This is a genomic window from Companilactobacillus crustorum JCM 15951 (genome assembly GCF_001434585.1).
GTDB classification, from domain to species: domain Bacteria; phylum Bacillota; class Bacilli; order Lactobacillales; family Lactobacillaceae; genus Companilactobacillus; species Companilactobacillus crustorum.
On the sequence record NZ_AZDB01000003.1, the window covers coordinates 1 to 22927 of the forward strand.

The following is a 22927-nucleotide window of genomic DNA, read 5'->3' on the forward strand; positions in this document are numbered from 1 at the left end:
TATCAACTCTATTTATCGTACAGCCATAAAAATTAAGGACGCTGTTTAGCGTCCTTTTTTTGTACGATTTTATTAATGCCGATCAATCTGCACCTGAAGAGGGTGTTTTGAATGGGAACAATTCAAATAGAAAATGTTAGTTTTAAGTATGCACAAATGATGGATAAGTTGTTTGATTCATTAAATTTAAAAATAGACGAAAGTTGGAAGTTAGTCTTAATCGGACGCAATGGTCGTGGCAAAACGACATTGTTGAAGATGCTAATGGGGAAACTCGATTATCAAGGCCAGATTGTTTCTAACTTGAACTTTTATTATTATCCACAGACTGTTGTTAATAAAAGAATTTCTACTGTCGAAATTGTAAAGCAAATAGCCAAATTAGAGGATTATGATCTTTGGAAGATTGAAATAGAATTGAATAAACTGCAAGTATCTTCGAAGGTATTGCAGCAGGAGTTTGCTACTTTGAGTCCAGGTGAGCAAACCAAAATTCTGCTGGCCATTTTATTTATAGATGATTCTGGCTTCCAATTGATTGATGAACCGACAAACCACTTAGACATTGAAGGACGAAGGATTGTTTCAGATTATTTGAAAAGTAAAAAGGGTTTTATTGTTATTAGTCATGATAAAAGTTTTTTAAATCCGGTAATTGATCACGTTATTTCTATCAATCGTGCTGATGTTGATGTTTATAAAGGAAATTTCGATACTTGGCAGATGAATAAAGAGCAGCAAGACCATCACGAAATGGCTGAGAAAGAACAATTGAAAAAAGATATCAATCGCCTTCATGAGACAGCCGTCAAAAGAGAAAACTGGTCAAAACAATCAGAATTCCAAAAAAACAAGAAACATTATTCAGAGAAAGTAAATTTGGATAAGGGATTTCTAGGTCATAAATCGGCCAAAATGATGAAAAAAGCCAAAACAGCTACCAAGCGGGTTGATTCTGCAATTGGTGAAAAACAAGAGTTATTGAAAAATTTAGAAGTTGAAGCACCAATAACTTTGAACTATGTGGCTAAATCCCACCCTGATACGTTGGTGACGGTTGAAAAACTTCAATTGAAGCATGAGCAGATAGCGACGCCTGTGATTGATTTTAAAGTTAAACCTAATCAGGTAGTAACATTGGTTGGAAAAAATGGTATTGGAAAAACTACGATTTTGAAACAGATATTAGGTTTGCCACAGCCTTTTGCACAAACTGGGAAAATAACGGTAGCTAATAATTTAAAAATATCTTATTTACCACAAGATAATGAGTTAAAAGGCAGTATTCAACAATTAGCAGTGGATAAAAAGATTGAACCTGAATTAATATATTCAAATTTACGTAAATTAGGATTCGAACGCAGTTTATTTGAACAACCTGTGGAAAAGATGTCTCAAGGTCAACGGCGAAAAGTTGCTTTAGCAATGAGTTTGTCTCAAGAGGCCAATCTTTATTTGTGGGACGAACCATTGAATTACCTTGATATCATTACTCGAGAACAGGTTATTGAGGCAATAAAAAAACAGCATCCGACAATGCTGCTGATAGATCATGATCTAGATTTGATTGAAGCAGTTTCCACAGAGAAAGTCGAACTGCATTCCTAGAATTGTATTGAATAATTACTGAAGTCATGATAATATTAAACACTGTTAGTAATTTAATCTATATTTCTGTAAAAGATTTATGGCAAAGGAGCGACATAGAATGAAACAAGGAATTCATCCAGACTATCACCAAGTTGTATTTATGGACTCATCAACAGGTAAGAAGTTCTTAGCTGGTTCAACAATGGGCTCAAAAGAAACAACTGATTATGAAGGTACAGAATACCCATTAATTCGTGTTGAAATTTCATCAGATTCACATCCTTTCTATACTGGTAAACAAAAGTTTGCTCAAGCAGATGGACGTATCGACCGTTTCAACAAGAAATATGGCTTGCAAAACAAATAAAAAAAGTCATCCGTCCGGATGGCTTATTTTTTTGCTTTCGAATGATTTGGCTTCAGATGTGAAAATACCCAAGTAAAGTTTATCAATGCTAGAAAACTAGTACTGATGAAAACAGCTGAATAACTCAGGGCACTAGAGATCGATGAACCAAGCAGTGGCCCACAGACATTTCCGACAGATTGGAAGGACTGGTTGTAACCAAAGACTCTTCCGGTATACTTCGGATCAGTATATTTGGCTAGAATAGTTTGAACTTGTGGCACTAGACAGGCGTCTGAGATACCTACTAAGAAGCGCAAAGCAGCTAATTGCCAAACATTTGTAACGAATGCTTGTGGAATATAAACTAGGATGGCAAAGATTAAACCGCCTACTAGAATTTTTCCAGTACCGATACGATCGCCTAAAGCTCCAAATCTAGGGGCAGCGATAATATTAGCAATACCAGGCATAGCCGCTACGACCCCAGCGATTAAAGTAACTTGGCCTGAGCCGTGCATCAGCTGTTTAACATACAAACTGATGATAGGGTTGATTGAGTTATTGGATGTTTGAATGATCATTGTCGTGATGAACATTGCCAAAATTATATTAGGATTTTTCAACTTGTGGAAAATTTCTTTGGTTGATTCTTCCTGTCCCTTAGGAATAGGTTTGAAATCTTCCTTGATGAAAATTGTAACTAAGATAAATGCAATAAAGAGCAATGAACCAGTTATCATAAAAGGAATTCGATAACCGAGATATTGGGCAATAACACCACCGACCAGCGGACCAAGAAGTGTACCGGAGATAACACCAGTATTTAAGGTACCTAGGGCTTTTCCACTTTCGGATCTTGGTGCTGTCGAAGCAATTAAGGTGTTAGAATTACTAACGAATCCTGAGAAGACACCTTGCAAGAGCCTCAAAACGACTAATTGCCAAGGAGCAGTAACAAAGGCTTGCAAGAAGATAACAATCGCCATCCCTAAGGAAGCTCGAATCAACATCAACTTACGACCCTTGCGATCAGCTATTTTTCCCCAAATTGGAGAGATGATCGCCATGACTAGGAAAGTAGCGGAAAAGGCGATACCATTCCAAATGACAAGCTGACTTTTCGTGAAATTACCTAACTGGTTAATGTATAATGGCATAAAGGGTGTTATCATACTGAAGCCAATACCTGATACAAAAGTACTGAACCAAAGAACGATTAGATTCTTTTTCCAATAGTTATTTGGTTCGGAAGTGTCATCTGTATTAGATGTCATATACATCAAATCCTTTCTAAGTATCTTAGTATACTCTTTTTTTATTTATATCTTAAAAATTTATTTTTTTAAAATTGGGGAAGTTTATTCATGAAAATGAAGTTAAGAGAAGTTTACTCAGCATTAAAAATCCAAGGCGATAACATCGCAGACGTTGAGATTACTGGAGTTTGCTTCGATAGTCGTAAAGCTAAAAAGGGCGATTTGTTTTTCCCATTGCAGGGGCAACGAGATGGACATGAGTTTATCAATAGTGCGATTGCAAATGGCGTAAGTGCAACCGTTTGGCAAAGCAATCATGATATTCCTAATGACAAGATACCTTATGTTGTCGTTAAGAATGTTTCGAACGCGTTTGAAATATTAGCTAAGTATTATTTAAACAAAGTTAACCCACAAGTTGTTGCGGTAACTGGAAGCAACGGTAAAACTACTACTAAGGATATGATTGCCAAGGTTCTAAGTACTAGTAACAATGTTGCTAAGACACCACAAAATTTTAATAATGAAATTGGTGTGCCTTTTACAATTTTAAATATGCCCACTAATACAGAAGTATTGGTAGTTGAAATGGGAATGGATCGACCTGGTCAAATTGATCATTTGAGTGATATTGCTCATCCCGATATTTCCGTTATAACTATGATTGGTGAAGCTCATATCGAATTTTTCGGTACACGTGATAAAATTGCCGATGCCAAGATGGAAATTACTAATCATTTACAAGAAGATGGTTCATTTGTCTTTAACGGCGACGAACCATTATTATTAGAGCGTGCCCAAAAGGTTGAGCAGGATAAACTTACTTTTGGAAATCATTCTAGTAATGACTTGTATGCAACAAAGATTGAGGCGGGCAAGACAACAACTAAATTTACAACTAATTTGTGGCCTGAATTAGAGTTTGAAATTCCTATGATGGGTGAATATAACGTCAATAATGCTTTAGCTGCTTTATTGGTTGGTCAAATTTCTCACATTAAACCTGAAGCTATGCAGAAGGCTTTGCGAGAATTGTTTGTAACAGAGAATAGAACAGAATGGCTTAAGGCAAAAAATGGAGCCGATATTTTGAGTGATGTCTATAACTCAAACCCTACTGCTGCTATTGAAGTTTTAAACAGTCTTAAAGACATTAAAACTGCTGGTCGTAAATTGATCGTATTAGGAGATATGCTTGAACTTGGAGAAGCCTCTGAAAAATTGCATGAATCTTTAGCTGACCATATTGATGCTGACAGTTTTGAAAAAGTTTATCTAGTTGGTGACTATATGAAATATTTACGTGACAAACTTGGAGATAAATATGCCGCAACTGACCTTCTTTGGTATGGAAAAGATCAACTGCCAGAACTGATTACAGATTTAGAAAAAGAATTAAAACCAAATGACACTTTACTGCTAAAGGCCAGTCATGGAATACATTTAGAAAACGTTTTACATGAATTAGTTTAGTAGTTGTCATTTGAGTTTGGACATAAAACGTGGTAGAGTAGATAAATTGTTATTTTATCGTGTTTTTAAAAATGGAGGACATTTGTGAAATTTAAAGAATTAGATTTAGATCCCAGATTATTGAGTGCCGTAGACAAAGCCGGTTTTGAAGAAACTACACCTATTCAAGCTCAAACTATTCCGCTAGTTATGAGTGGCGATGACGTCATCGGACAAGCTCAAACTGGTACAGGTAAGACGGCAGCCTTTGGCTTACCATTGCTAAATGCCGTTGATACTCAATCAAGTGATATTCAAGCATTGATTATCTCACCAACTAGAGAATTAGCTATCCAAACACAAGAAGAGTTATATCGTTTGGGTGAGGAAAAGAAAGTTAAGGTTCAAAGTGTTTATGGTGGATCTGATATTAGACGTCAGATTCGTGCATTGAAGAGCCATCCGCAAATTATTGTCGGAACACCTGGTAGAATGCTTGATCATATCAACCGTCACACATTGAAATTACATAATGTGAAGACTGTTGTTCTTGATGAAGCTGATGAAATGCTTGATATGGGATTCGTTGAAGATATTGAAAGTATTCTTTCTAACGTTCCTAACAAGCATCAAACATTATTGTTCTCAGCAACAATGCCTAAGCCAATCATGAAGATTGCTGATAAATTTATGACAGACCCTAAGATTGTTAAGATCAAGTCAAAAGAATTAACTGCTGATAAGATCGAACAATACTTTGTTAAAGCTAGAGAATTTGAAAAGTTTGACTTGATGACACGTTTATTCGATGTTCAAGCTCCAGAGTTGGCTTTGATTTTTGGTCGTACAAAGCGTCGTGTTGATGAATTAACACGTGGTTTACAAGCTCGTGGCTACAATGCTGAAGGTATTCATGGTGACTTGTCACAAGATAAACGTACTAGTGTTTTACGCAAGTTTAAAGCTGGTAAGTTAGACTTCCTTGTTGCTACTGATGTGGCTGCGCGTGGTTTGGATATTTCTGGTGTATCACATGTTTATAACTATGATATTCCTCAAGATCCTGATAGTTATGTTCACCGTATTGGCCGTACTGGTCGTGCCGGACATTCTGGTGTGTCAGTAACTTTCGTTACACCAAACGAAATGGGTTACTTACGTACAATTGAGAATCTTACAAAGAAACGTATGGAACCATTAGCTCCACCAACTGATAAAGAAGTTCTTAAGGGACAACTTGAATCTGTTAAACAAGAAATCAAAGATACTTTGGAACATGATAAGCATCTTGATCGTTTCGATTCAGCTGTTGAAGAATTACTTTCAGAATATTCTGCTGAAGACATTGCTCGTATTTTCCTAAGCGATGCTATCAAAGATGCTGAAAGTGTTCCTGTTAAGATTGCTCCTGAAAGACCACTTCCTTCAAGAAAAGTTAGTCATAGCCGTTCAGGCCATGGCCGTCGTGGTGGAAGAGGCAACGGTGGCGGACATCGTGGCGGTGGTGATCACCGTAGACGTAATAGTGATCGTCGCGATGGTGGTCGTAACCATGATGATCGTAAAGGTGGCAAACGCCGCGAACATGACAACAAACGTAATGGTCGTAGCAAAAAGTCATTTAAGATTAGAACTAATCTAGAAAAATAATTAAATTAATTAAGACAGAGTAAATAATTTTACTTTGTCTTTTTTTATACAGTAAAATAGGCTTAAGAGTATGAAAAATAGTATTTTAGGTGCCATTTTAATAAGACGGACTGATAAGACTTGTAAAGTATTTTGAAAATGCTATCATTTAGGCTTGAGCTACACAAGTTAACGGTTTGTTTTATGAAAACGAATTAGGTAAATTATCTAGTATTTGCTGATTTCAAAAAAATAGATTGTGAGAAAAAGATATATGATTAAAGGAATAGGTATTGATATTGCAGAAATAGATCGTGTACGGAAAATTTATGGACGCCATCCAAGGTTTTTGGAAAAGATTCTTAATGAAGATGAAACAGCAGTATTTAATTCTCTAAATACTGAGAAAGCTAAAATGACTTATTTAACTGGACGCTTTTCAACCAAAGAAGCTTTTACAAAGGCTATGGGAACTGGATTAGTTGGTATTGGTTTCCATGACTTGAGTGTCCTGAATCATAAATCCGGTCAACCTTATATCAAGACTGATCTTTTTAAAGGGAATATTCACGTATCAATTTCTGATACAGATGAACTAGTAATAACAGAAGTTATTCTAGAGGAGGCAGAGTAAAATGTTACCATCAATCCATCGTCCAGCCTACGTGGAAGTAGACTTAACGAAATTGCAAAAGAATCTTCAAAACGAAATTAGTCGTGTACCAAAGGGTACTCAGGTCTTTGCAGTAGTTAAGGCCAATGCGTATGGTCATGGCTTGGTTAGAGTTGCTAAAGCTGAAATTGAGTACGGTGCTAGTGGATTATGCGTTGCAACATTAGATGAAGCTCTAGAAATAAGAAATAGTGGCGTAGATGCGCCTATTTTGGTTTTAGATATAGTTCCCGTCGAATATGCCAAAGTGGCCGCACAGGCTAATATTTCGCTAACTGTGGGTGATTTAGACTGGCTGAAGGTAGCCGTTCAAATTAGAACTGTTAATTTGAAGGTTCATCTTGGCGTTGATACTGGTATGGGCAGAATTGGTTTTCAAGATAGAGCTTCATTGGTTGAGGCTTGCAACTTCTTAAATGATCATAAGAATGCCTTTATACCTGAAGGTCTGTTCACTCACTTTGCGACAGCTGACAGTCCTGATGAAAATTATTTTGAAAAACAAGTTAATAATTTCAAAGAAATCACTCGTGATTTACCAACTGATTTTACTTATGTTCACTGTGCTAATTCAGCTACAGCTTTGTGGCACAAAGATTTGGCTATTAATATGGTGAGATATGGAATTGCTTTGTATGGTTTAAATCCATCACAAACTGATATTACAAAGTTGCCTTATCAATTAGAGCCAGCTTTGAGTCTGTATTCAGAGTTAGTCTTCGTCAAGAAAGTAAAGGCGGGTGACAGTATTGGCTATGGCGCTACATATACTGCTAAAGAAGATGAATGGATCGGAACAATTCCTATTGGCTACGCTGATGGCTGGTTACGTAGAATGCAAGGCAGTGACGTATTGATCAACGGTCAACGTTGTCAAAATGTGGGCCGAATCTGTATGGATCAATTTATGGTTCGTTTGCCTGAAAAATTACCGGTTGGAACTAAAGTAACAATTCTTGGTAAGGATGGCGACGAAGAGATTACAGCTACTGATGCAGCAAAATATTCAGGAACAATTAATTATGAAATTCTTTGCAGCCTTAGTGAAAGATTGCCTCGAGTTTACAAAAAGTAAATAACAAAATAAACCTAATGACTAGTAAAAAAAGTCATTAGGTTTTATTTGTTGTTTGGATTTAAGTATCGTAGTACTATTTGGCTGAAATTAGGTTCTTACTCAAATTTGGTTTAACTAAGTAGTTTAAGAATGCGTCGTCCGTGAAAGCTCTGTGGACGCTGGAACGTGGTGGGCACAGATTTAAGCCGATTGAAGTTCGTAATCGTCTTAAATACTGGCCTTGTTCTAAGTGGTTTCACCACTAAGAACAATTTCACCACTGAGCATCCACAGAGCTTTCGCTACCGACTAGTTTTTATTTTCTAACATTGCTAATCAAAATTGCAGTATCTGGAATTCTTATAATTCTATATTAATTAAAACAGACTACAAGATATTTAATACACTAGTCCGGAGCAAAAAAGAAAATGGGCTCAGTAGTGAGATTCTACTTAGCTTGCAAAGCAAGGTTAGTAGAAGACCGAGCTTGAAGACTGTTGGCAACGCCAAGAGGCTCCAAGTCGTGTCCACTACGTTCCAGCCCAGTTTTCTTTGTTGCGGAGGACGGCAAATTTATACTGTAACCGAACTTTTCTAGGGGCCTGAAATTAATCATATGAAAAGAAGTGTCCATTATGGAAGATCAATGGCATGAATTTATGATGAACAGCGATTATAAAAAGTATCAGACGACCATTTACCGCAATAGGCCGTATTTGGATAAATTTCAATCTGATTTAATGGAAAAGTATGAATTGCATTATTTTAGAGAACATCCAATAGATGAAGAATTGAATCGAACCATAAAAAATAAAATGAATTGGTAATTAAAATCAAAAAAAATCCTTACCAACTGACGTAGCTCAGCTAGTAAGGATTTTTGGTTTTGTTTTGGAAACGGTTCTGTTTTAGAAACAGTATTAAGAACGATTGGAGATAAAACTGTACCGAAGGATTTTTATTTTAAATTAACTTGCTGCGTAAGCTAATTTATTAATAAATAATTTCGGGTGTTAATCTTACAATGTGTTCTTATCTAGAATTTTACCAGATTTCAGGTCGTCAATTTCAGAAACAATGAAACTTTTCTTTTCTAATCGCTTAATAATTTCTTTTAAGGTAGCAATATCAGTTCCTGATGGCAATGTAAAGAGCGTTCTACGTACGACTTCATTGGATTTTGCATCCAAAGTCATACATGCGGCGACTGAAACATATTTAGCGAAAATTTTTGACATTTTTTCAAGATCGCCACGATCGCCAGATGAACTAACCGTTAAAACATAACTACTGATGTCCAAATTCCAAGAATCTGACAACATGCTCAAAAGTCTTGAGTGAGTCAAAATACCATAAAAGAGATTGTTTTCATCAAGTACAGCGATGTATGGCAAATCCTTAATGTTGAAGAATACTTTGAAGAAAGGTGAGTCGACACTGATTGTCTTAGTAGCGTTCTTCATCAAAGTGGTTACAGGAAGACTCATGTCGCCACCACGTGACTTGTGACGGTAGATGTGCATCTTATAGATGTTACCCCTAAATATCTGTCCACTCTCATCTAAAATCGGTACACAACGGTAACCGGAATCTTCAAGAACCTTCAAGGCTTCTTCGAGCGTTACAGTTTCTTTAACTGTAGTAAGCTTGTCTTTCTTAAGTACAAGTGATTTAACTAACATATATATTCACATCCAATCTAGTATAATTGAATTAATAATACAGTACTTCTAAGCAAAAAAAAAGCTGAAACAAATTATTCATTTGTTTCAAGCTTTTTTAGCATGATATTTTGGATTATTGACGACCCTTGATACCTGTAGCTTCAAAACCATCTTTAAGGATCTTTTCAAGTTCCTTAGCTGATTTTTGCATTTGTGCTGATTCTTCATCATTCAATGGAACTTCAATAATTTGTTTTAGACCCTTACGGTTAACAATAGCAGGTGAACCGATGTAGATATCTGAAACTCCATATTGACCGCTCATCATGTTTGATAATGGAAGAACAGTGTTTTCGTCGTTTAGCAAAGCCTTGCAGATTCTTGCAAGAGCAGTACCAATACCGTAGAATGTAGCACCCTTAGTATTGATAATATCGTAAGCAGCGTTAACAGTCTTCTTGTAGATCTTGTCAAGAGTATCTTTAGTGATTTCTGGGTGTTTTTCCATCCATTCGGCCATTGTAACGCCACCGATTGTTAGATGTGACCATGCAGCGAATTCTGAATCACCGTGTTCACCCATGATGTAACCATGAACTGAACGAGGGTCAAGATCTAATTCTTCACCAACGAATTTTTGTAATCTAGCAGTATCTAGTGATGTACCTGAACCAATAACACGTTCCTTAGGGAAGCCTGAAAGTTTCCAAGTAGCGTATGTCAAGATATCAACTGGGTTAGCAGCAACTACGAAGATACCATTGAATCCTGATTCAACAATAGGATCAACGATTGTCTTCAAGATGTTCAAGTTCTTGTTAACAAGGTCAAGTCTTGTTTCACCTGGTTTTTGTGGAGCGCCGGCTGTGATAACTACGATATCAGCATCCTTAGCATCTGAATATTCACCAGCGTGAATGTTCTTTGGGAATGAGAATGGAATTGCATCAGCAAGGTCCATTGCGTCACCCTTAATCTTGTCTTTAGCGATATCACAGATAACTAGTTCTTGAGCAATACCTTGAAGTGTCATTGCGTAGGCAAAAGTTGAACCTACAGCACCGTCACCAACTAGAAGTACTTTTTGATGGTTCTTTTCGTTTGTTGGAGTTGTCATTATAAAATATCATCCCTTCGAAAATAATATGTTCCGTGGTTCATTATACAAATAATTAAGGTCAATAAACAAGTTGATTGTGAAAAAAGTGAAAAATTAGTGAAATTAACATGATATAATGTAAGTTCGAAATGAGGTATTAAAATATGAAACTAATTGTTGGCTTAGGTAATCCAGGTAAAAAATATGATCGTACAAAACACAATATGGGTTTTATGACGATTGACCGTTTAATGGATGAATATGGTCAAACACAAATGAAAAAAGATTTTGAGGCTGAATATTGCAAGTTTAAAGTTGATGGGGAAACGGTTTTTCTAGTTAAACCGTTAACTTTTATGAATGAGTCAGGCCGTGCGGTTAACTTTTTGATGGGTTACTATCAAATTAAAACTGATGAATTGATGGTAATTCAAGATGATCTAGATATGCCAATTGGCAAGGTTCGTTTACGATCAAGGGGTTCTGCTGGTGGTCATAATGGTATTAAGAGTATAATTTCAGCTGTAGGAACAAAAGATTTCAGTCGTATTAAAATTGGAATTCAACATCCAGCTAAACAGAGTGTAGTTAATTGGGTTTTGACGCCTTTTTCCAAGGATCAAGAGCCAATAGCTTTGTCTGGAATCGACCAAGCAGTCGATATGGCAAAAGACTGGGTAGCGGGCGATACGATTGATCAATTAATGAACAAATATAACTAATAATAAGCAAGGGGGCAAAAATTGGATTTAATAAATTTCATTACAAATAAGCTCGACCTTGGGGAATTTATTAATCAAGTCAAGCCAGAGACTAAAAATCTTTTGACTGGTTTGACGGGATCAACGATTTCCCTTTTTGCATTAAATGTTTTAAAACAAACTAATAAAAAATTACTGATCGTTGAAAATACTAACTTTCATGCTAATAAAATATATGATGATTTAAATTTGCTCGATAGTGACTCAGTTCATATTTTTCCAGTTGAAGAGTCAATTTCGACTGAATTGGCTACCAGTTCGCCAGATGAGCTAAGTCAACGTCTGGACTCATTAAGTTTTTTGTCTAATGATCAAGCAGGAATTTTAGTTACGTCGGTGGCGGGCTTGGAATATCAACTGTCGAGTCAAGATTTGTTTAAGGCGGCTCAATTAAAAATAAAAGTTAATGAAGAATATGATTTGGAAAATTTAAATCAAGAATTTGTCCAAATGGGCTACGTCAAAGAAAAATTAGTTGCTAAACCTGGAGATTTTGCAATTCGTGGGGATATTGTTGATATTTATCCGTTGAATGTAGATAATCCGGTGCGAATTGACTTTTTTGGAAATCAAGTTGAAAAGATCAAATTTTTTGATACTGAGACGCAACGTAGCATGGAAGAATTGGGTGACATTGATGTATTGCCAGCTAATGATCGAATTATTACTGACGAACAAGTTACTTCCGGTTTAAAAAAATTACAAAAAAGTTATCAGAAACAATTAATTGCTACAGATGACAAAGATACTAAAGATAATCTAGAGATTTCATTTGGTCAAATAATTGAAGAGTTGTCTGAAGGAATGCGTCCAGAAAATATTGGGAGAATTGCTGATTATATTTTCGAACAGTCTTATAGCTTATTAGATTATTTGAAGTCGGATGACTTAGTCATATTTAATGAGTACAACCGATTGGTGGAACAGGCTAATGACAATGAAGCTGAAAATCAATCATGGCTAGCAAGTCAGCTCGAATTTGGCAAAGCTTTGCCAGAACAGAAGATTCGTCAAGATTTCATGGAATCAATTAAGGATGACGAGCACGGTCAGATCTATCTTTCAGCTTTCCAACAAGGGATGGGTCATATTCGTTTAGATCAGTTGCAGAATGTTTCAGTTAGATCAATGCAGCAGTTCTTTAGTCAAATGCCATTGTTGAAGTCTGAAGTAGAGCGCTGGCAAAAGCAAAATTACACCGTTATTCTGACGATTAATAATGAAAAAAGAATCAATGCAATCAATAATACTTTGATTGATTTTGGTATCAAGGCAACTTTGACAACTGATGACAAAGTTATAGATGGACAAACGCAAATTATGAATGCCAGCTTGAGTTCCGGATTTGAGATGCCGGATGAAAAAATGGCTATTATTACTGAAAAAGAACTCTTTAATCATCAACCTAAGAAACGACGTCATCAAACATTAGCTAATGCAGAACGTTTGAAGAGTTATAACGAATTGAAGCCAGGCGATTATGTTGTTCATGTTAATCATGGTATCGGTAAATTTATCGGTATGCAGACAATGGAAGTCGACGGCAAGCATCAAGATTATATTACGATTGAATATCGTGATGATGGACGTCTCTTCATTCCTGTAACACAGTTGGACATGGTTCAAAAATATGTTTCTGCTGAAGGTAAATCGCCTAAGATCAACAAATTAGGTGGTAATGAATGGCAAAAGACCAAACGCAAAGTTCAATCTAATATTGAAGATATTGCTGATGATTTGATTGATTTATATGCTAAGCGTGAAGCTGAGAAGGGCTTTGCTTTTCCTAAAGACAATTCTATGCAAAATGATTTTGACAATGCTTTTCCATATCCGGAAACGCCTGATCAATTACGTTCAGTTGATGAAATTAAACGTGATATGGAAAAACCTCATCCAATGGATCGATTATTAGTTGGAGATGTTGGCTTTGGTAAGACAGAGGTAGCTTTGAGAGCGGCTTTTAAAGCTGTTGAAGCTGGGAAACAAGTTGTTTTCTTGGCACCAACTACTTTGTTAGTTCAGCAACATTTTGAAACGATGAAAGAACGTTTCGAAGGTTTTCCAGTTAATATCGGTGTCTTATCACGTTTCCAAACTCGAAAGCAAAGCAAAGAAACCATTGAAAAATTAGAAGATGGCAGTTTAGACATCGTAGTTGGAACGCATCGTTTGCTTTCAAAAGATGTGAAATTTCATGATATAGGATTATTGATTATTGATGAGGAACAGCGTTTTGGCGTCAAGCATAAGGAAAAGATTAAGGAGTTAAAAGCTAATGTCGATGTTTTGACTTTAACGGCAACACCAATTCCTCGGACTTTAAATATGTCGATGCTGGGCGTGCGTGATTTGTCCTTGATTGAAACTGCGCCAAGCAATCGTTATCCGGTTCAAACTTATGTTATGGAACAAAACTATGAAGTTATCGCTGGTGCAATCAAGCGGGAGATGGCTCGTGGTGGACAGGTCTTTTATTTGCACAACCGAGTTGAAGATATGGATCAAGTTGCTGGTCAATTGCAGGCTTTAGTACCTGATGCCCGGATTGCTACAGCTCACGGACGTATGAACGAAACACAGATGGAAGGCGTTATTGCTGATTATCTGGCAGGAGAGTACGACGTTTTAGTAACAACGACCATTATTGAAACAGGTGTAGATATGCCTAATACCAATACGTTGATCGTGGAAAACGCCGATCGCTATGGCTTGTCACAACTTTACCAAATTAGAGGTCGTGTTGGTCGGTCTAATCGAGTGGCTTATGCCTACTTAATGTACCGTCCTAACAAGGTATTGACCGAAGTTGGTGAACAACGTTTGGAAGCTATCAAGAATTTTACGGAGCTAGGTTCTGGCTTTAAGATTGCCATGCGAGATTTGTCTATTCGTGGAGCCGGAAATCTATTAGGAAAACAGCAACATGGCTTTATTGATTCGGTCGGTTTCGATTTATATACACAAATGCTAAATGATGCTGTAGCTAAAAAACGTGGTCATACTAAAGCTGAAAAGACTAACTCTGAAGTTAATTTAGCGTTAGAAGCTTATTTGCCAGCGGACTATATTACTGATCAGCGTCAAAAAGTTGAGTTATATAAACGAATCAGACAAATTGACTCCTTAGAAAACTATCAAGAAGTTCGTTCAGAATTGTTGGATCGTTTTGGAAAATATCCTCAAGAAGTATCTAATTTATTAGATATTAGCTTACTGAAGAATTCATTTGATGAATCATTAGTTAAGAGCGTCATTATGAGAAATAGCAAGATTGCTATTAAATTTTCTAAGAAAGCCAGCGATTATTTGACTGGGGATCTGGTCTTTAAGTTCCTCAGCAATACAACAATGAAGGCTAAAGTTAGTGACAAGAACGGTGAATTCATAATTACTTTAGATGCTGACAGCGTAGATAAGAATGAGTGGTTTACGCAACTTCAAACTTTTGCGAAAAAGATGGCTGAAGGTTTCGACAAATTAAAGAAAGAAAAAATTAAAAACTAATATGCAAAGAGAAGTATCTAGGGCTATTAAGGGGACCTGGATTCTGACGATTGCCTCATTATTTTCTGAATTGTTGAGCGCAATTTATCGGATTCCATTGCAAAATATTGTTGGGGATCGTGGTTATTTTATTTATCAGCAGGTATACCCCATTTACGGTATTTTTTCCGTATTGGCTCTGTCGGGGTTGCCGGTAGTAATATCGAAGACTTTTGCACAGCAAGATAATATTTTTGCTAAGCATAATTTATTAAAGAAAACCTTCTTTATACTTTCCATTAGTTGCGTGGTTATCACAGCTTTATTATGGCTGTCATCTAGATATTTAGCTTTTATGATGGGAGATCCAAAGCTTTATGCTGAAGTTAGAATTGTTGCTTTGACTTTTTTGCTGGTACCATTTGAGGCTAGTTTACGTGGATATTTTCAAAGCGACTTGATAATGACGCCGAGTGCAATTTCACAAGTAGCAGAACAATTTTTACGGATCATAATAATTATTGGCAGTGCTATATTGTTTGGTGCTGGCGTGCTTAATGTTTATCAAATGGGAACGTTAGCTAATGCCGGTGCTTTTATTGGTGGTCTTTTGGCAGTGGCTATATTGATTTGGACCTTTGTTAAAAATCGTCCCCAAGAGAAAAAAGCCAACGCAGATGAGACTATTAAATTAGAACATGGCTTAGTATTAGAGGTAGTTTTGATTGTAGTTTTTACAGGAATAACTATCTTCTATCAATTTATTGATTCTTTTTCAACGGTTCGTTTGTTGCTCCATTCAGGAATGTCCTTGAACCTAGCTGAAATTCAAAAAGGAATTTTTGATCGTGGTCAGCCTTTGTTGCAACTAGGAATCGTTTTATCGTTATCTTTTGTTTCGACGATCATGCCACAATTGAAGGAAACGAATCGCTTAAAGCAAAATAAGAGTACAATTCAAAAAATGGTCCGAGTTTGTTTATGGCTGTCAGTAGCAGAAACAGCAGGTTTGATTGCTTTGATGCCACAAGTTAACACCATGTTGTTTACGAATGCTAGTGGATCAAGAACTTTGAGTATTTATATGCTATCAATTGTGATTGTTTCATTTATTAATTTGTTGATAGCGGTAACAAGTGGCGATGATGAAAAGAATTTGCATAAATTAATTTTGTTTGGGATGTCTTTAGCAATCAAAGTAGCATTCAATATCATTTTGGTTCCTAAATTTGGAATTGCAGGCAGTGCTATGTCCACTATTCTAAGTGAAGGTGTTATTCTATTTGGTATCTTGACGATTTATAATTTCGATCGCGAGTTTTTATCTTTGGACAAGAAATTTACATCTAACTTGATAAAAACCGGTTTGATTATGGCTATCGTTGTTAAGATAGTCGTGAAATTCATTGCAGCATACGTTTCCATGTCACGTTTCAATAGTGTTTGGATCAATCTTATTGCTATTCCGATAGGAGCAATAATCTATTTACGTTTGACTAAGCGTTGGCATATGCTGAGTAAAGATGAGTGGGAAATTCTGCCCATGGGAAAATATATTACTAAGTTTATGAAAATTGAGGATTAATTATGAGACTAGATAAATTTTTAAAAGTAAGTCGTATTATTAAAAGAAGAACTGTAGCTAAGGAGTTTGCTGATAACGGTCGAGCTTTGATCAATGATCGAGTTGCCAAATCGTCTACAGAAGTTTCTGTGGGTGATGTTTTAGAGCTTCATTTTGGTGAAAAAACAATGAAGATCAGAGTTCTTAACATTAAGGAAACAACTAAGAAAAATGAATCAACAGATATGTATGAAGAAGTTTAATTGAAAATTAGAAAAAGATTAAAATAAGCAATTTTATTATTCAAATAGTTGCTTAAACTTGTTATACTCAAAGTAATCATTTCTAGGGGAGTAGTGGTATGGAAATACGCAAACTAAATTCTAACGTCTCTGTATTACAGCCAAAGAAATCTCAAACACCTGATCCTAATCATAAAAATCATCGTAAGGTGGTTCATCGCAGAAGAATCGCTATGATTGGAATTATTTTTGTGATTATTTTGGTGGTATTTGGCGTTCAAATTTTTAATGCCCATCGAACTTACGCAAATACTTTGGGACAAATAGAGGTTAGCGAGCAAAAGTTAGGCAAAGAAAAATCTAGTCAACAAGATTTAAAACTTGAAGTCAGTCAACTGCATGATACGAATTATTTAGAAAAGTATATTCGTGAGAAATACATGTTCAGCAAAAAGGGTGAGCAAGTTTACAATTTGCCTGATGATGTAAAAACCACTACGATTCAAAAATAGGGAAAGGAATATTTTTTAATTAGATGACAGTTGAAGTAGGAGCTAAAACAGAAGGTAAAGTTACTGGTATTACAAATTTTGGGGCATTCGTAGACCTCGGAGAAGGACAAAGCGGAATGGTGCACATCAGTGAAGTTGCTGACGGATATGTCAAAGATATTCATGATGTACTAAGCATCGGCGATACCGTGAAAGTTTTAGTTCTTGGCGATAAAGATAATAAAATTGCACTTTCAATTAAACAAGCTTCAGATAAGCCTAAGCCCAAGTATCATTCACATCGTCAACATGATCGTAATGATAGAAAGCCTAAGCAACATAAGCCAGAAAGTTTTGATGATATGATGTCAGGCTTCATGAAGGAAAGTGAAGAACGACTCAGTACAATCAAGAAGAACACTGAAGGCAAACGTGGTGGTCGTGGTGGCCGTCGCAGTTAATGAAATCTATTAGGGGGTTGAGACTAAGTCTCAGCCTTTTTGATTTACTGGGGAGAGTTGAATGGAATTAGATAATAGAATCTTTAGTTCAGTTAAAAAAAATTTAAATCATTATCAAGCTAAACGAGTATTGGTAGCCGTATCTGGTGGCGTTGATTCTATGGTGTTATTGAATGTTATTGCTCAAATACTGCCTCTTGAAAATTTTGGCGTTGTCAACGTAGATCATAATTTGCGCCCTGAAAGTGCCCAAGAAGTTGCTTTCGTTCAAAACTATTGTTTAAAAAATAATTATCAATTCTTTACTACTAAGTGGCAAGATCAGCCTAACGACGATATTGGCATGGAAGCTGCTGCAAGAAAATTTCGTTATGAATTCTTTAGAAAAGTGATGAAAACTAGTAAGTTTGATACTTTATTGACAGCACATCATGGCAATGATCTCGCGGAAAATATTTTGATGAAATTGATTCGTTCAGGCAATGCTTATGAAGTGGTTAGTTTAAAAGAGCAGCGACCATTCGCTGAAGGACAAATTTTGCGCCCCTTGTTGGATTTTGGGAAACGTGAATTAGCTGAATATGCCGATATTCATGATATAAAATATGTTCAAGATGAGACTAATTTTGATAATATTACATTACGGAATCGACTTCGCAATAATATTTTTCCAGAGTTACAAAAAGAAAATGGCCAATTGTTGAGTCATTTTAGATTTTTTGATCAACAATTAACGGCATTGATTTCGTTGGCTAAGAAACAATTTTTAACAATCGAGCAATCGATGAATTTAAAAGAGTCTAATCAAGAAATCATTGGTGCTATTAAACCGTTGATGATTTTAGATACTGAGCAGCAGACTTTGTTTTGGGGTAATTTTTTCACTAAGCGTCAATTGGATTTAACCATTAGCAATCGGCAAATCGGTCAAATAATTAACATTATTACTAATGATGATGCTAATGCTTCGATTGATTTAGAAAATTCTTGGCAATTTATTCGAGCTTATGATCGTTTTATTTTGAAAAAAACGACCGCTAGAGATTTGACTGAAATTACAGTGCCTTTAGGCAAAAAAGTTAAGTTCAACAATAAAGAATTAATGATTTCGCAAGTAACAGATAAATACACTTTATCAACTGATGTGAAACCAAAGACGATAACCTTGAGAACCCGTCGTGACGGTGATAAGCTTCTTTTATCGAATGGTCGGCATCAAAAATTAAGCAAACGTTTTATAAACGAAAAGATACCTGAATATGAGCGAAATAATTATTTAGTTTTATTATTTGATAATCGGATAGTATGGGTTGAAAAAATCTATAATATGGGAGATTATTTAAAAAAAGGTAATCAATATTACAAAATTAACTTTAATGAGGTAAAAGTATGAATTCAGATATCGAAAAAGTTCTGGTTTCGAAAGAAGAAATCCAAAAGGCTAACGAAAGACTTGGTAAGGAGATTACTGAAGAATATCGTGACAAAAATCCATTATTTGTCTGTATTCTACGTGGGGCAGCTATGTTTATGATGGACCTCGTTAAAAATGTAGATATTAAAATGGAATATGACTTTATGGATGTTTCCAGTTATGGTGGCGAAAATACTATGACAACTGGGGATGTAAGAATTATCAAAGATCTAGATACGTCAATTCGAGATCGAGACGTTATTATTGTTGAAGATATCATTGATACAGGATATACTTTGGACCGATTAACTGAACTATTTAATGCCCGACATGCGAAATCAATTAAAATTGTATCTTTCTTAGACAAACCAGCTCGTCGAATCAAACATGTAGATGTTGATTATGTTGGAGTTCAAATTCCAGATGAGTTCGTTGTAGGTTATGGAATGGATTATGATGAGCATTATCGAAATTTACCTTATGTTGGAGTGTTAAAACCAGAGATATATAATACAAAATAATTAAGATAGAGGTACAATTATTATTGTGTTACTGTTCACCAATGTTACAATATGTAACGTCTAAGTAATTAGGAGGAAATGTATGAAAAATAATCGAAATAGGTTAATTAATAATAGCCTGTTTTACATCTTGCTCTTTGTTGTTTTGGTTCTTGCAGCAAGTTGGTTTGCTGGTGGTCAATCCTCAGACCAATCAAAAACATTAAGCCAAGACCAATTCATCACACAATTAAAGCAAGGCAAAGTGAAGAATTTCAAGCTAGAGCCTATCGGTGGAGCTTATCAAGTAACTGGTGAATATAAGAAGGCTCAAAAAGCTGAAACAACACGTTCTGTGTCGTTATTCAGCCATGGCCAATCTACGACTTCTAGCGAAGTAACTTCATTCAGTTCGACTGTTTTGCCTAACAATGACACGTTAAAGATGATTAACAATGCCGCGATGTCTAAGGGAGTCAAGACTACTGCTGCTCCTAAATCACAATCGGGACAATGGATTTCATTAATCTTAACGGTAATTGTTCCATTTGCATTATTCTTCTTTATAATCTTTGCAATGATGGGCCGTGGTGGTCAAGGTGGTGGCGCTAACCGTGTCATGAACTTTGGTAAATCCAAGGTCAAGCCAGAAGATCCTAAGAAAAATAAAGTTAGATTTTCTGATGTTGCTGGTGCTGAAGAAGAAAAACAAGAACTTGTTGAAGTTGTTGAATTTCTAAAAGATCCAAGAAAATTTGTGTCTCTGGGTGCAAGAATACCATCTGGTGTTCTACTAGAGGGACCTCCCGGGACTGGTAAAACTTTACTAGCTAAGGCTGTTGCTGGTGAAGCTAAAGTTCCTTTCTATTCAATCTCTGGTTCAGACTTCGTTGAAATGTTTGTTGGTGTTGGTGCATCACGTGTTCGTGATTTGTTCGAAAATGCCAAAAAAGACGCCCCATCAATTATCTTTATTGATGAAATTGATGCCGTTGGACGTCAACGTGGTTCTGGTACCGGTGGCGGTAATGATGAACGTGAACAAACTCTTAACCAATTATTGATTGAGATGGATGGATTTACTGGTAATGAAGGGGTTATCGTAATGGCTGCTACTAACCGTTCCGATGTCCTTGATCCTGCTTTGCTACGTCCAGGCCGTTTTGACAGAAAGATTTTGGTTGGACGTCCTGATGTTAAGGGCCGTGAAGCTATTCTAAAAGTCCATGCTAAGAACAAACCATTTACAGATGATGTTGATTTAAAAGCTATTGCTCAACAAACTCCAGGATTTGCTGGTGCTGATCTAGAAAACTTACTAAACGAAGCTGCACTTGTTGCTGCAAGACGTGGTAAGCAAAAGATCGATCCAACTGACCTAGATGAAGCCGAAGATCGTGTTATTGCAGGTCCAGCTAAGAGAAACCGTGTTGTTCCTGAACAAGAACGTCACACAGTTGCATATCACGAAGCAGGACATGCTTTGATCGGTTTGGTATTGAGTGATTCTAGAGTTGTTAGAAAGGTTACCATCGTCCCTCGTGGACGTGCTGGTGGTTATGCCATCATGCTTCCTAAGGACGATCAAAACTTAGCAACTAAGAAAGAATTAAACGAACAAATTACTGGATTACTTGGTGGACGTACAGCCGAAGAAATTATTGTTGGTCAACCTTCATCAGGTGCATCAAATGACTTTGAACAAGCAACTCAAATTGCTCGGACAATGGTTACTGAATACGGTATGACTGATCGTTTAGGTACTGTTCAACTTGAAAAGAATGGTCAACCATTCAGCGGTGGCAATTATCGTCAATTGCCTTCATATTCAGAAGATACTGCTAAAGCAATTGATCAAGAAGTTAAACGTATTATTGATGAAGATCATGAACGTGCTAGAGAAATTCTTGAAACACATCGTGAACAACATAAGATTATTGCTGAAGCTTTATTGAAGTATGAAACACTTGATGAAAAGGAAATTTTGAGTTTGTACAATACAGGTAAGATGCCTGCTAATGATGCTAATCAAGAGTTCCCAAGCGAAAGTGCTGCAACCTTTGAACAAGCTAAAAAAGCTGCTGAAGCTAAAGATGCTGAAAAGCAAAAGTCAGAAGAATCAAGTAAGAATGTTTCATCAAATTCATCAGATGATAATTTGGATGAAACAACTTATCCATCAGAAAATGATGATAAGCCAACTGAAGACAACAAGTCAGAGGATGGTAACAAATCTGATTCCGATAAAGATAATAATGATTCAAATAGTAATAATGATTAAAAAAGAAAAAGCGACTCTTATGAGTCGCTTTTTTGAACGGAGGAATTTTATATGACAGATACCTTAACTAAGGCAGTTTCAACAAATGGTAAGTTTAGAGCTTATGTCGTAAATGCTACAGAGATGATTCAAGAGGTACAAAAAAGACATGATACTTGGAGAAATTCCAGTGCAGCTTTAGGCAGAACTATGATTGGTTCAGTTTTAGTAGCTACATCAACATTAAAGGATGATGAAGTGTTGACAACTAGGCTTCAAGGCGATGGTCCCGTAGGAGCAATCATAGTTGATGCTGATGCGCAGGGTAATGCCAAGGGATACATTACTAATCCACATGTTAGTTTAAAAGCTAGAGAAGATGGACATATTGATGTCAAAGCTGCCGTTGGTAGCAATGGTACGTTAAGTATTACTAAAGACCAGCATTTAAAGACACCATTTACTGGTTCAGTGCCATTGGTCTCAGGTGAAATTGGAATGGATTTTGCTTATTATATGGCAAAGTCAGAACAAATTCCTTCAGCTATAGGTGTGTCTGTTTTCGTTAAGCCTAATGAGACAGTTGGAGCTGCGGGTGGCTTTTTGGTTCAAACAATGCCAGGTGCATCAGACGATGATATTTCTAAAATCGAAAGCAATTTGAAGGAAATTCCTAATTTATCAACCCTTTTGAATGAAGGCTTAAGTAATAAAGATGTTATGGAAAAAGTCATGAAGGGAATTGATATGAAATACCTTCAAGATATGCCAGTTCAATTTAAATGCGATTGTTCTAAAGAAAGATTTTCTAAATCGTTAGCCACTTTATCTACTAAAGAATTACAAGCTATGATTGATGAGAATCAGGGTGCTGAAACAATTTGCAAGTTCTGTGGCAATAAATATGAATTTGATGCCGATGAGCTAAAACAAATTATTGCAGAAAAAAATTAGCGATATTTGCCATGTGAATAGAAAA

Annotated in this window: 20 protein-coding genes; 17 read left to right on the forward strand and 3 right to left on the reverse strand. The window is 36.2% G+C overall.

Annotated features, from left to right (window positions below; genetic code table 11):
- The first annotated feature begins 111 nt into the window (after positions 1 to 111).
- Together abc-f and FD26_RS01225 are read left to right on the forward strand one after the other, a co-directional pair.
- Positions 112 to 1608, forward strand: a complete 1497-nt coding sequence (gene abc-f / locus FD26_RS01220; RefSeq protein ID WP_057866636.1) for a ribosomal protection-like ABC-F family protein — start codon at positions 112 to 114, stop codon at positions 1606 to 1608.
- A gap of 100 nt (positions 1609 to 1708) precedes the next feature.
- Positions 1709 to 1957: a type B 50S ribosomal protein L31 gene (locus FD26_RS01225; RefSeq protein ID WP_057866637.1), complete on the forward strand. Its 249-nt coding sequence runs from the start codon at positions 1709 to 1711 to the stop codon at positions 1955 to 1957.
- A gap of 23 nt (positions 1958 to 1980) precedes the next feature.
- On the opposite strand, the gene FD26_RS01230 is transcribed toward FD26_RS01225, so the two are convergent.
- Positions 1981 to 3213, reverse strand: a complete 1233-nt coding sequence (locus FD26_RS01230; protein WP_057866730.1) for a multidrug efflux MFS transporter — start codon at positions 3211 to 3213, stop codon at positions 1981 to 1983.
- 90 nt (positions 3214 to 3303) lie between these two features.
- Between FD26_RS01230 and FD26_RS01235 the strand changes: the two genes are divergently transcribed.
- The 5 genes from FD26_RS01235 to FD26_RS01255 all read left to right on the forward strand — a co-directional run bounded on the left by FD26_RS01235 (position 3304) and on the right by FD26_RS01255 (position 8833).
- The gene (locus tag FD26_RS01235; RefSeq protein WP_057866638.1) at positions 3304 to 4668 is read left to right on the forward strand and encodes a UDP-N-acetylmuramoyl-tripeptide--D-alanyl-D-alanine ligase; all 1365 of its coding nucleotides are present in this window, start codon (positions 3304 to 3306) and stop codon (positions 4666 to 4668) included.
- An 84-nt stretch (positions 4669 to 4752) separates the two neighbouring features.
- Complete coding sequence (gene cshA, locus FD26_RS01240) at positions 4753 to 6297, forward strand: degradosome RNA helicase CshA (RefSeq protein ID WP_057866639.1); 1545 nt, start codon at positions 4753 to 4755, stop codon at positions 6295 to 6297.
- Between the two features lie 253 nt (positions 6298 to 6550).
- Positions 6551 to 6910 carry a holo-ACP synthase gene (gene acpS, locus FD26_RS01245; protein WP_057866640.1) on the forward strand — a complete coding sequence of 120 codons (360 nt, stop codon included), beginning with the start codon at positions 6551 to 6553 and terminating at the stop codon, positions 6908 to 6910.
- Position 6911: 1 nt separating this feature from the next.
- Complete coding sequence (gene alr, locus FD26_RS01250) at positions 6912 to 8024, forward strand: alanine racemase (RefSeq protein ID WP_057866641.1); 1113 nt, start codon at positions 6912 to 6914, stop codon at positions 8022 to 8024.
- Between the two features lie 617 nt (positions 8025 to 8641).
- The gene (locus tag FD26_RS01255) at positions 8642 to 8833 is read left to right on the forward strand and encodes a hypothetical protein (protein ID WP_057866642.1); all 192 of its coding nucleotides are present in this window, start codon (positions 8642 to 8644) and stop codon (positions 8831 to 8833) included.
- A 192-nt stretch (positions 8834 to 9025) separates the two neighbouring features.
- Here the strand turns inward: FD26_RS01255 and cbpA are convergent, their stop codons facing one another.
- Both cbpA and FD26_RS01265 read right to left on the reverse strand, forming a co-directional pair.
- Positions 9026 to 9688, reverse strand: a complete 663-nt coding sequence (gene cbpA, locus FD26_RS01260) for a cyclic di-AMP binding protein CbpA (RefSeq protein ID WP_057866643.1) — start codon at positions 9686 to 9688, stop codon at positions 9026 to 9028.
- Between the two features lie 115 nt (positions 9689 to 9803).
- Positions 9804 to 10787, reverse strand: coding sequence for an L-lactate dehydrogenase (locus FD26_RS01265; protein WP_057866644.1), 984 nt, complete (start codon positions 10785 to 10787; stop codon positions 9804 to 9806).
- A 146-nt stretch (positions 10788 to 10933) separates the two neighbouring features.
- Here FD26_RS01265 and pth point away from each other — a divergent pair, with 146 nt between their 5' ends.
- The 10 genes from pth (at position 10934) to hslO (ending at position 22902) form a co-directional block, all read left to right on the forward strand.
- The gene (pth, locus tag FD26_RS01270; protein WP_057866645.1) at positions 10934 to 11491 is read left to right on the forward strand and encodes an aminoacyl-tRNA hydrolase; all 558 of its coding nucleotides are present in this window, start codon (positions 10934 to 10936) and stop codon (positions 11489 to 11491) included.
- A gap of 21 nt (positions 11492 to 11512) precedes the next feature.
- Positions 11513 to 15037: a transcription-repair coupling factor gene (gene mfd / locus FD26_RS01275; protein WP_057866646.1), complete on the forward strand. Its 3525-nt coding sequence runs from the start codon at positions 11513 to 11515 to the stop codon at positions 15035 to 15037.
- A gap of 1 nt (position 15038) precedes the next feature.
- Positions 15039 to 16601: a putative polysaccharide biosynthesis protein gene (locus FD26_RS01280; protein WP_057866647.1), complete on the forward strand. Its 1563-nt coding sequence runs from the start codon at positions 15039 to 15041 to the stop codon at positions 16599 to 16601.
- A gap of 2 nt (positions 16602 to 16603) precedes the next feature.
- On the forward strand, positions 16604 to 16843 hold the full coding sequence (locus tag FD26_RS01285; RefSeq protein ID WP_057866648.1) for an RNA-binding S4 domain-containing protein: 240 nt from the start codon (positions 16604 to 16606) through the stop codon (positions 16841 to 16843).
- A 98-nt stretch (positions 16844 to 16941) separates the two neighbouring features.
- Positions 16942 to 17334 (forward strand): FtsB family cell division protein, encoded by a 393-nt coding sequence (locus tag FD26_RS01290; protein ID WP_057866649.1) that lies wholly within the window; start codon positions 16942 to 16944, stop codon positions 17332 to 17334.
- 23 nt (positions 17335 to 17357) lie between these two features.
- Entirely contained in the window at positions 17358 to 17774 is a 417-nt protein-coding gene (locus FD26_RS01295) for a S1 domain-containing RNA-binding protein (protein ID WP_057866650.1), read from the forward strand.
- A 61-nt stretch (positions 17775 to 17835) separates the two neighbouring features.
- Complete coding sequence (tilS, locus tag FD26_RS01300) at positions 17836 to 19167, forward strand: tRNA lysidine(34) synthetase TilS (RefSeq protein WP_057866651.1); 1332 nt, start codon at positions 17836 to 17838, stop codon at positions 19165 to 19167.
- On the forward strand, positions 19164 to 19709 hold the full coding sequence (gene hpt / locus FD26_RS01305) for a hypoxanthine phosphoribosyltransferase (RefSeq protein WP_057866652.1): 546 nt from the start codon (positions 19164 to 19166) through the stop codon (positions 19707 to 19709). The genes tilS and hpt overlap by 4 nt, the downstream gene beginning before the upstream one ends.
- Positions 19710 to 19791: 82 nt before the next feature.
- The gene (ftsH, locus tag FD26_RS01310) at positions 19792 to 21969 is read left to right on the forward strand and encodes an ATP-dependent zinc metalloprotease FtsH (protein ID WP_057866653.1); all 2178 of its coding nucleotides are present in this window, start codon (positions 19792 to 19794) and stop codon (positions 21967 to 21969) included.
- A gap of 51 nt (positions 21970 to 22020) precedes the next feature.
- Positions 22021 to 22902: an Hsp33 family molecular chaperone HslO gene (gene hslO, locus FD26_RS01315; protein ID WP_057866654.1), complete on the forward strand. Its 882-nt coding sequence runs from the start codon at positions 22021 to 22023 to the stop codon at positions 22900 to 22902.
- The last annotated feature ends 25 nt before the right edge of the window (positions 22903 to 22927 follow it).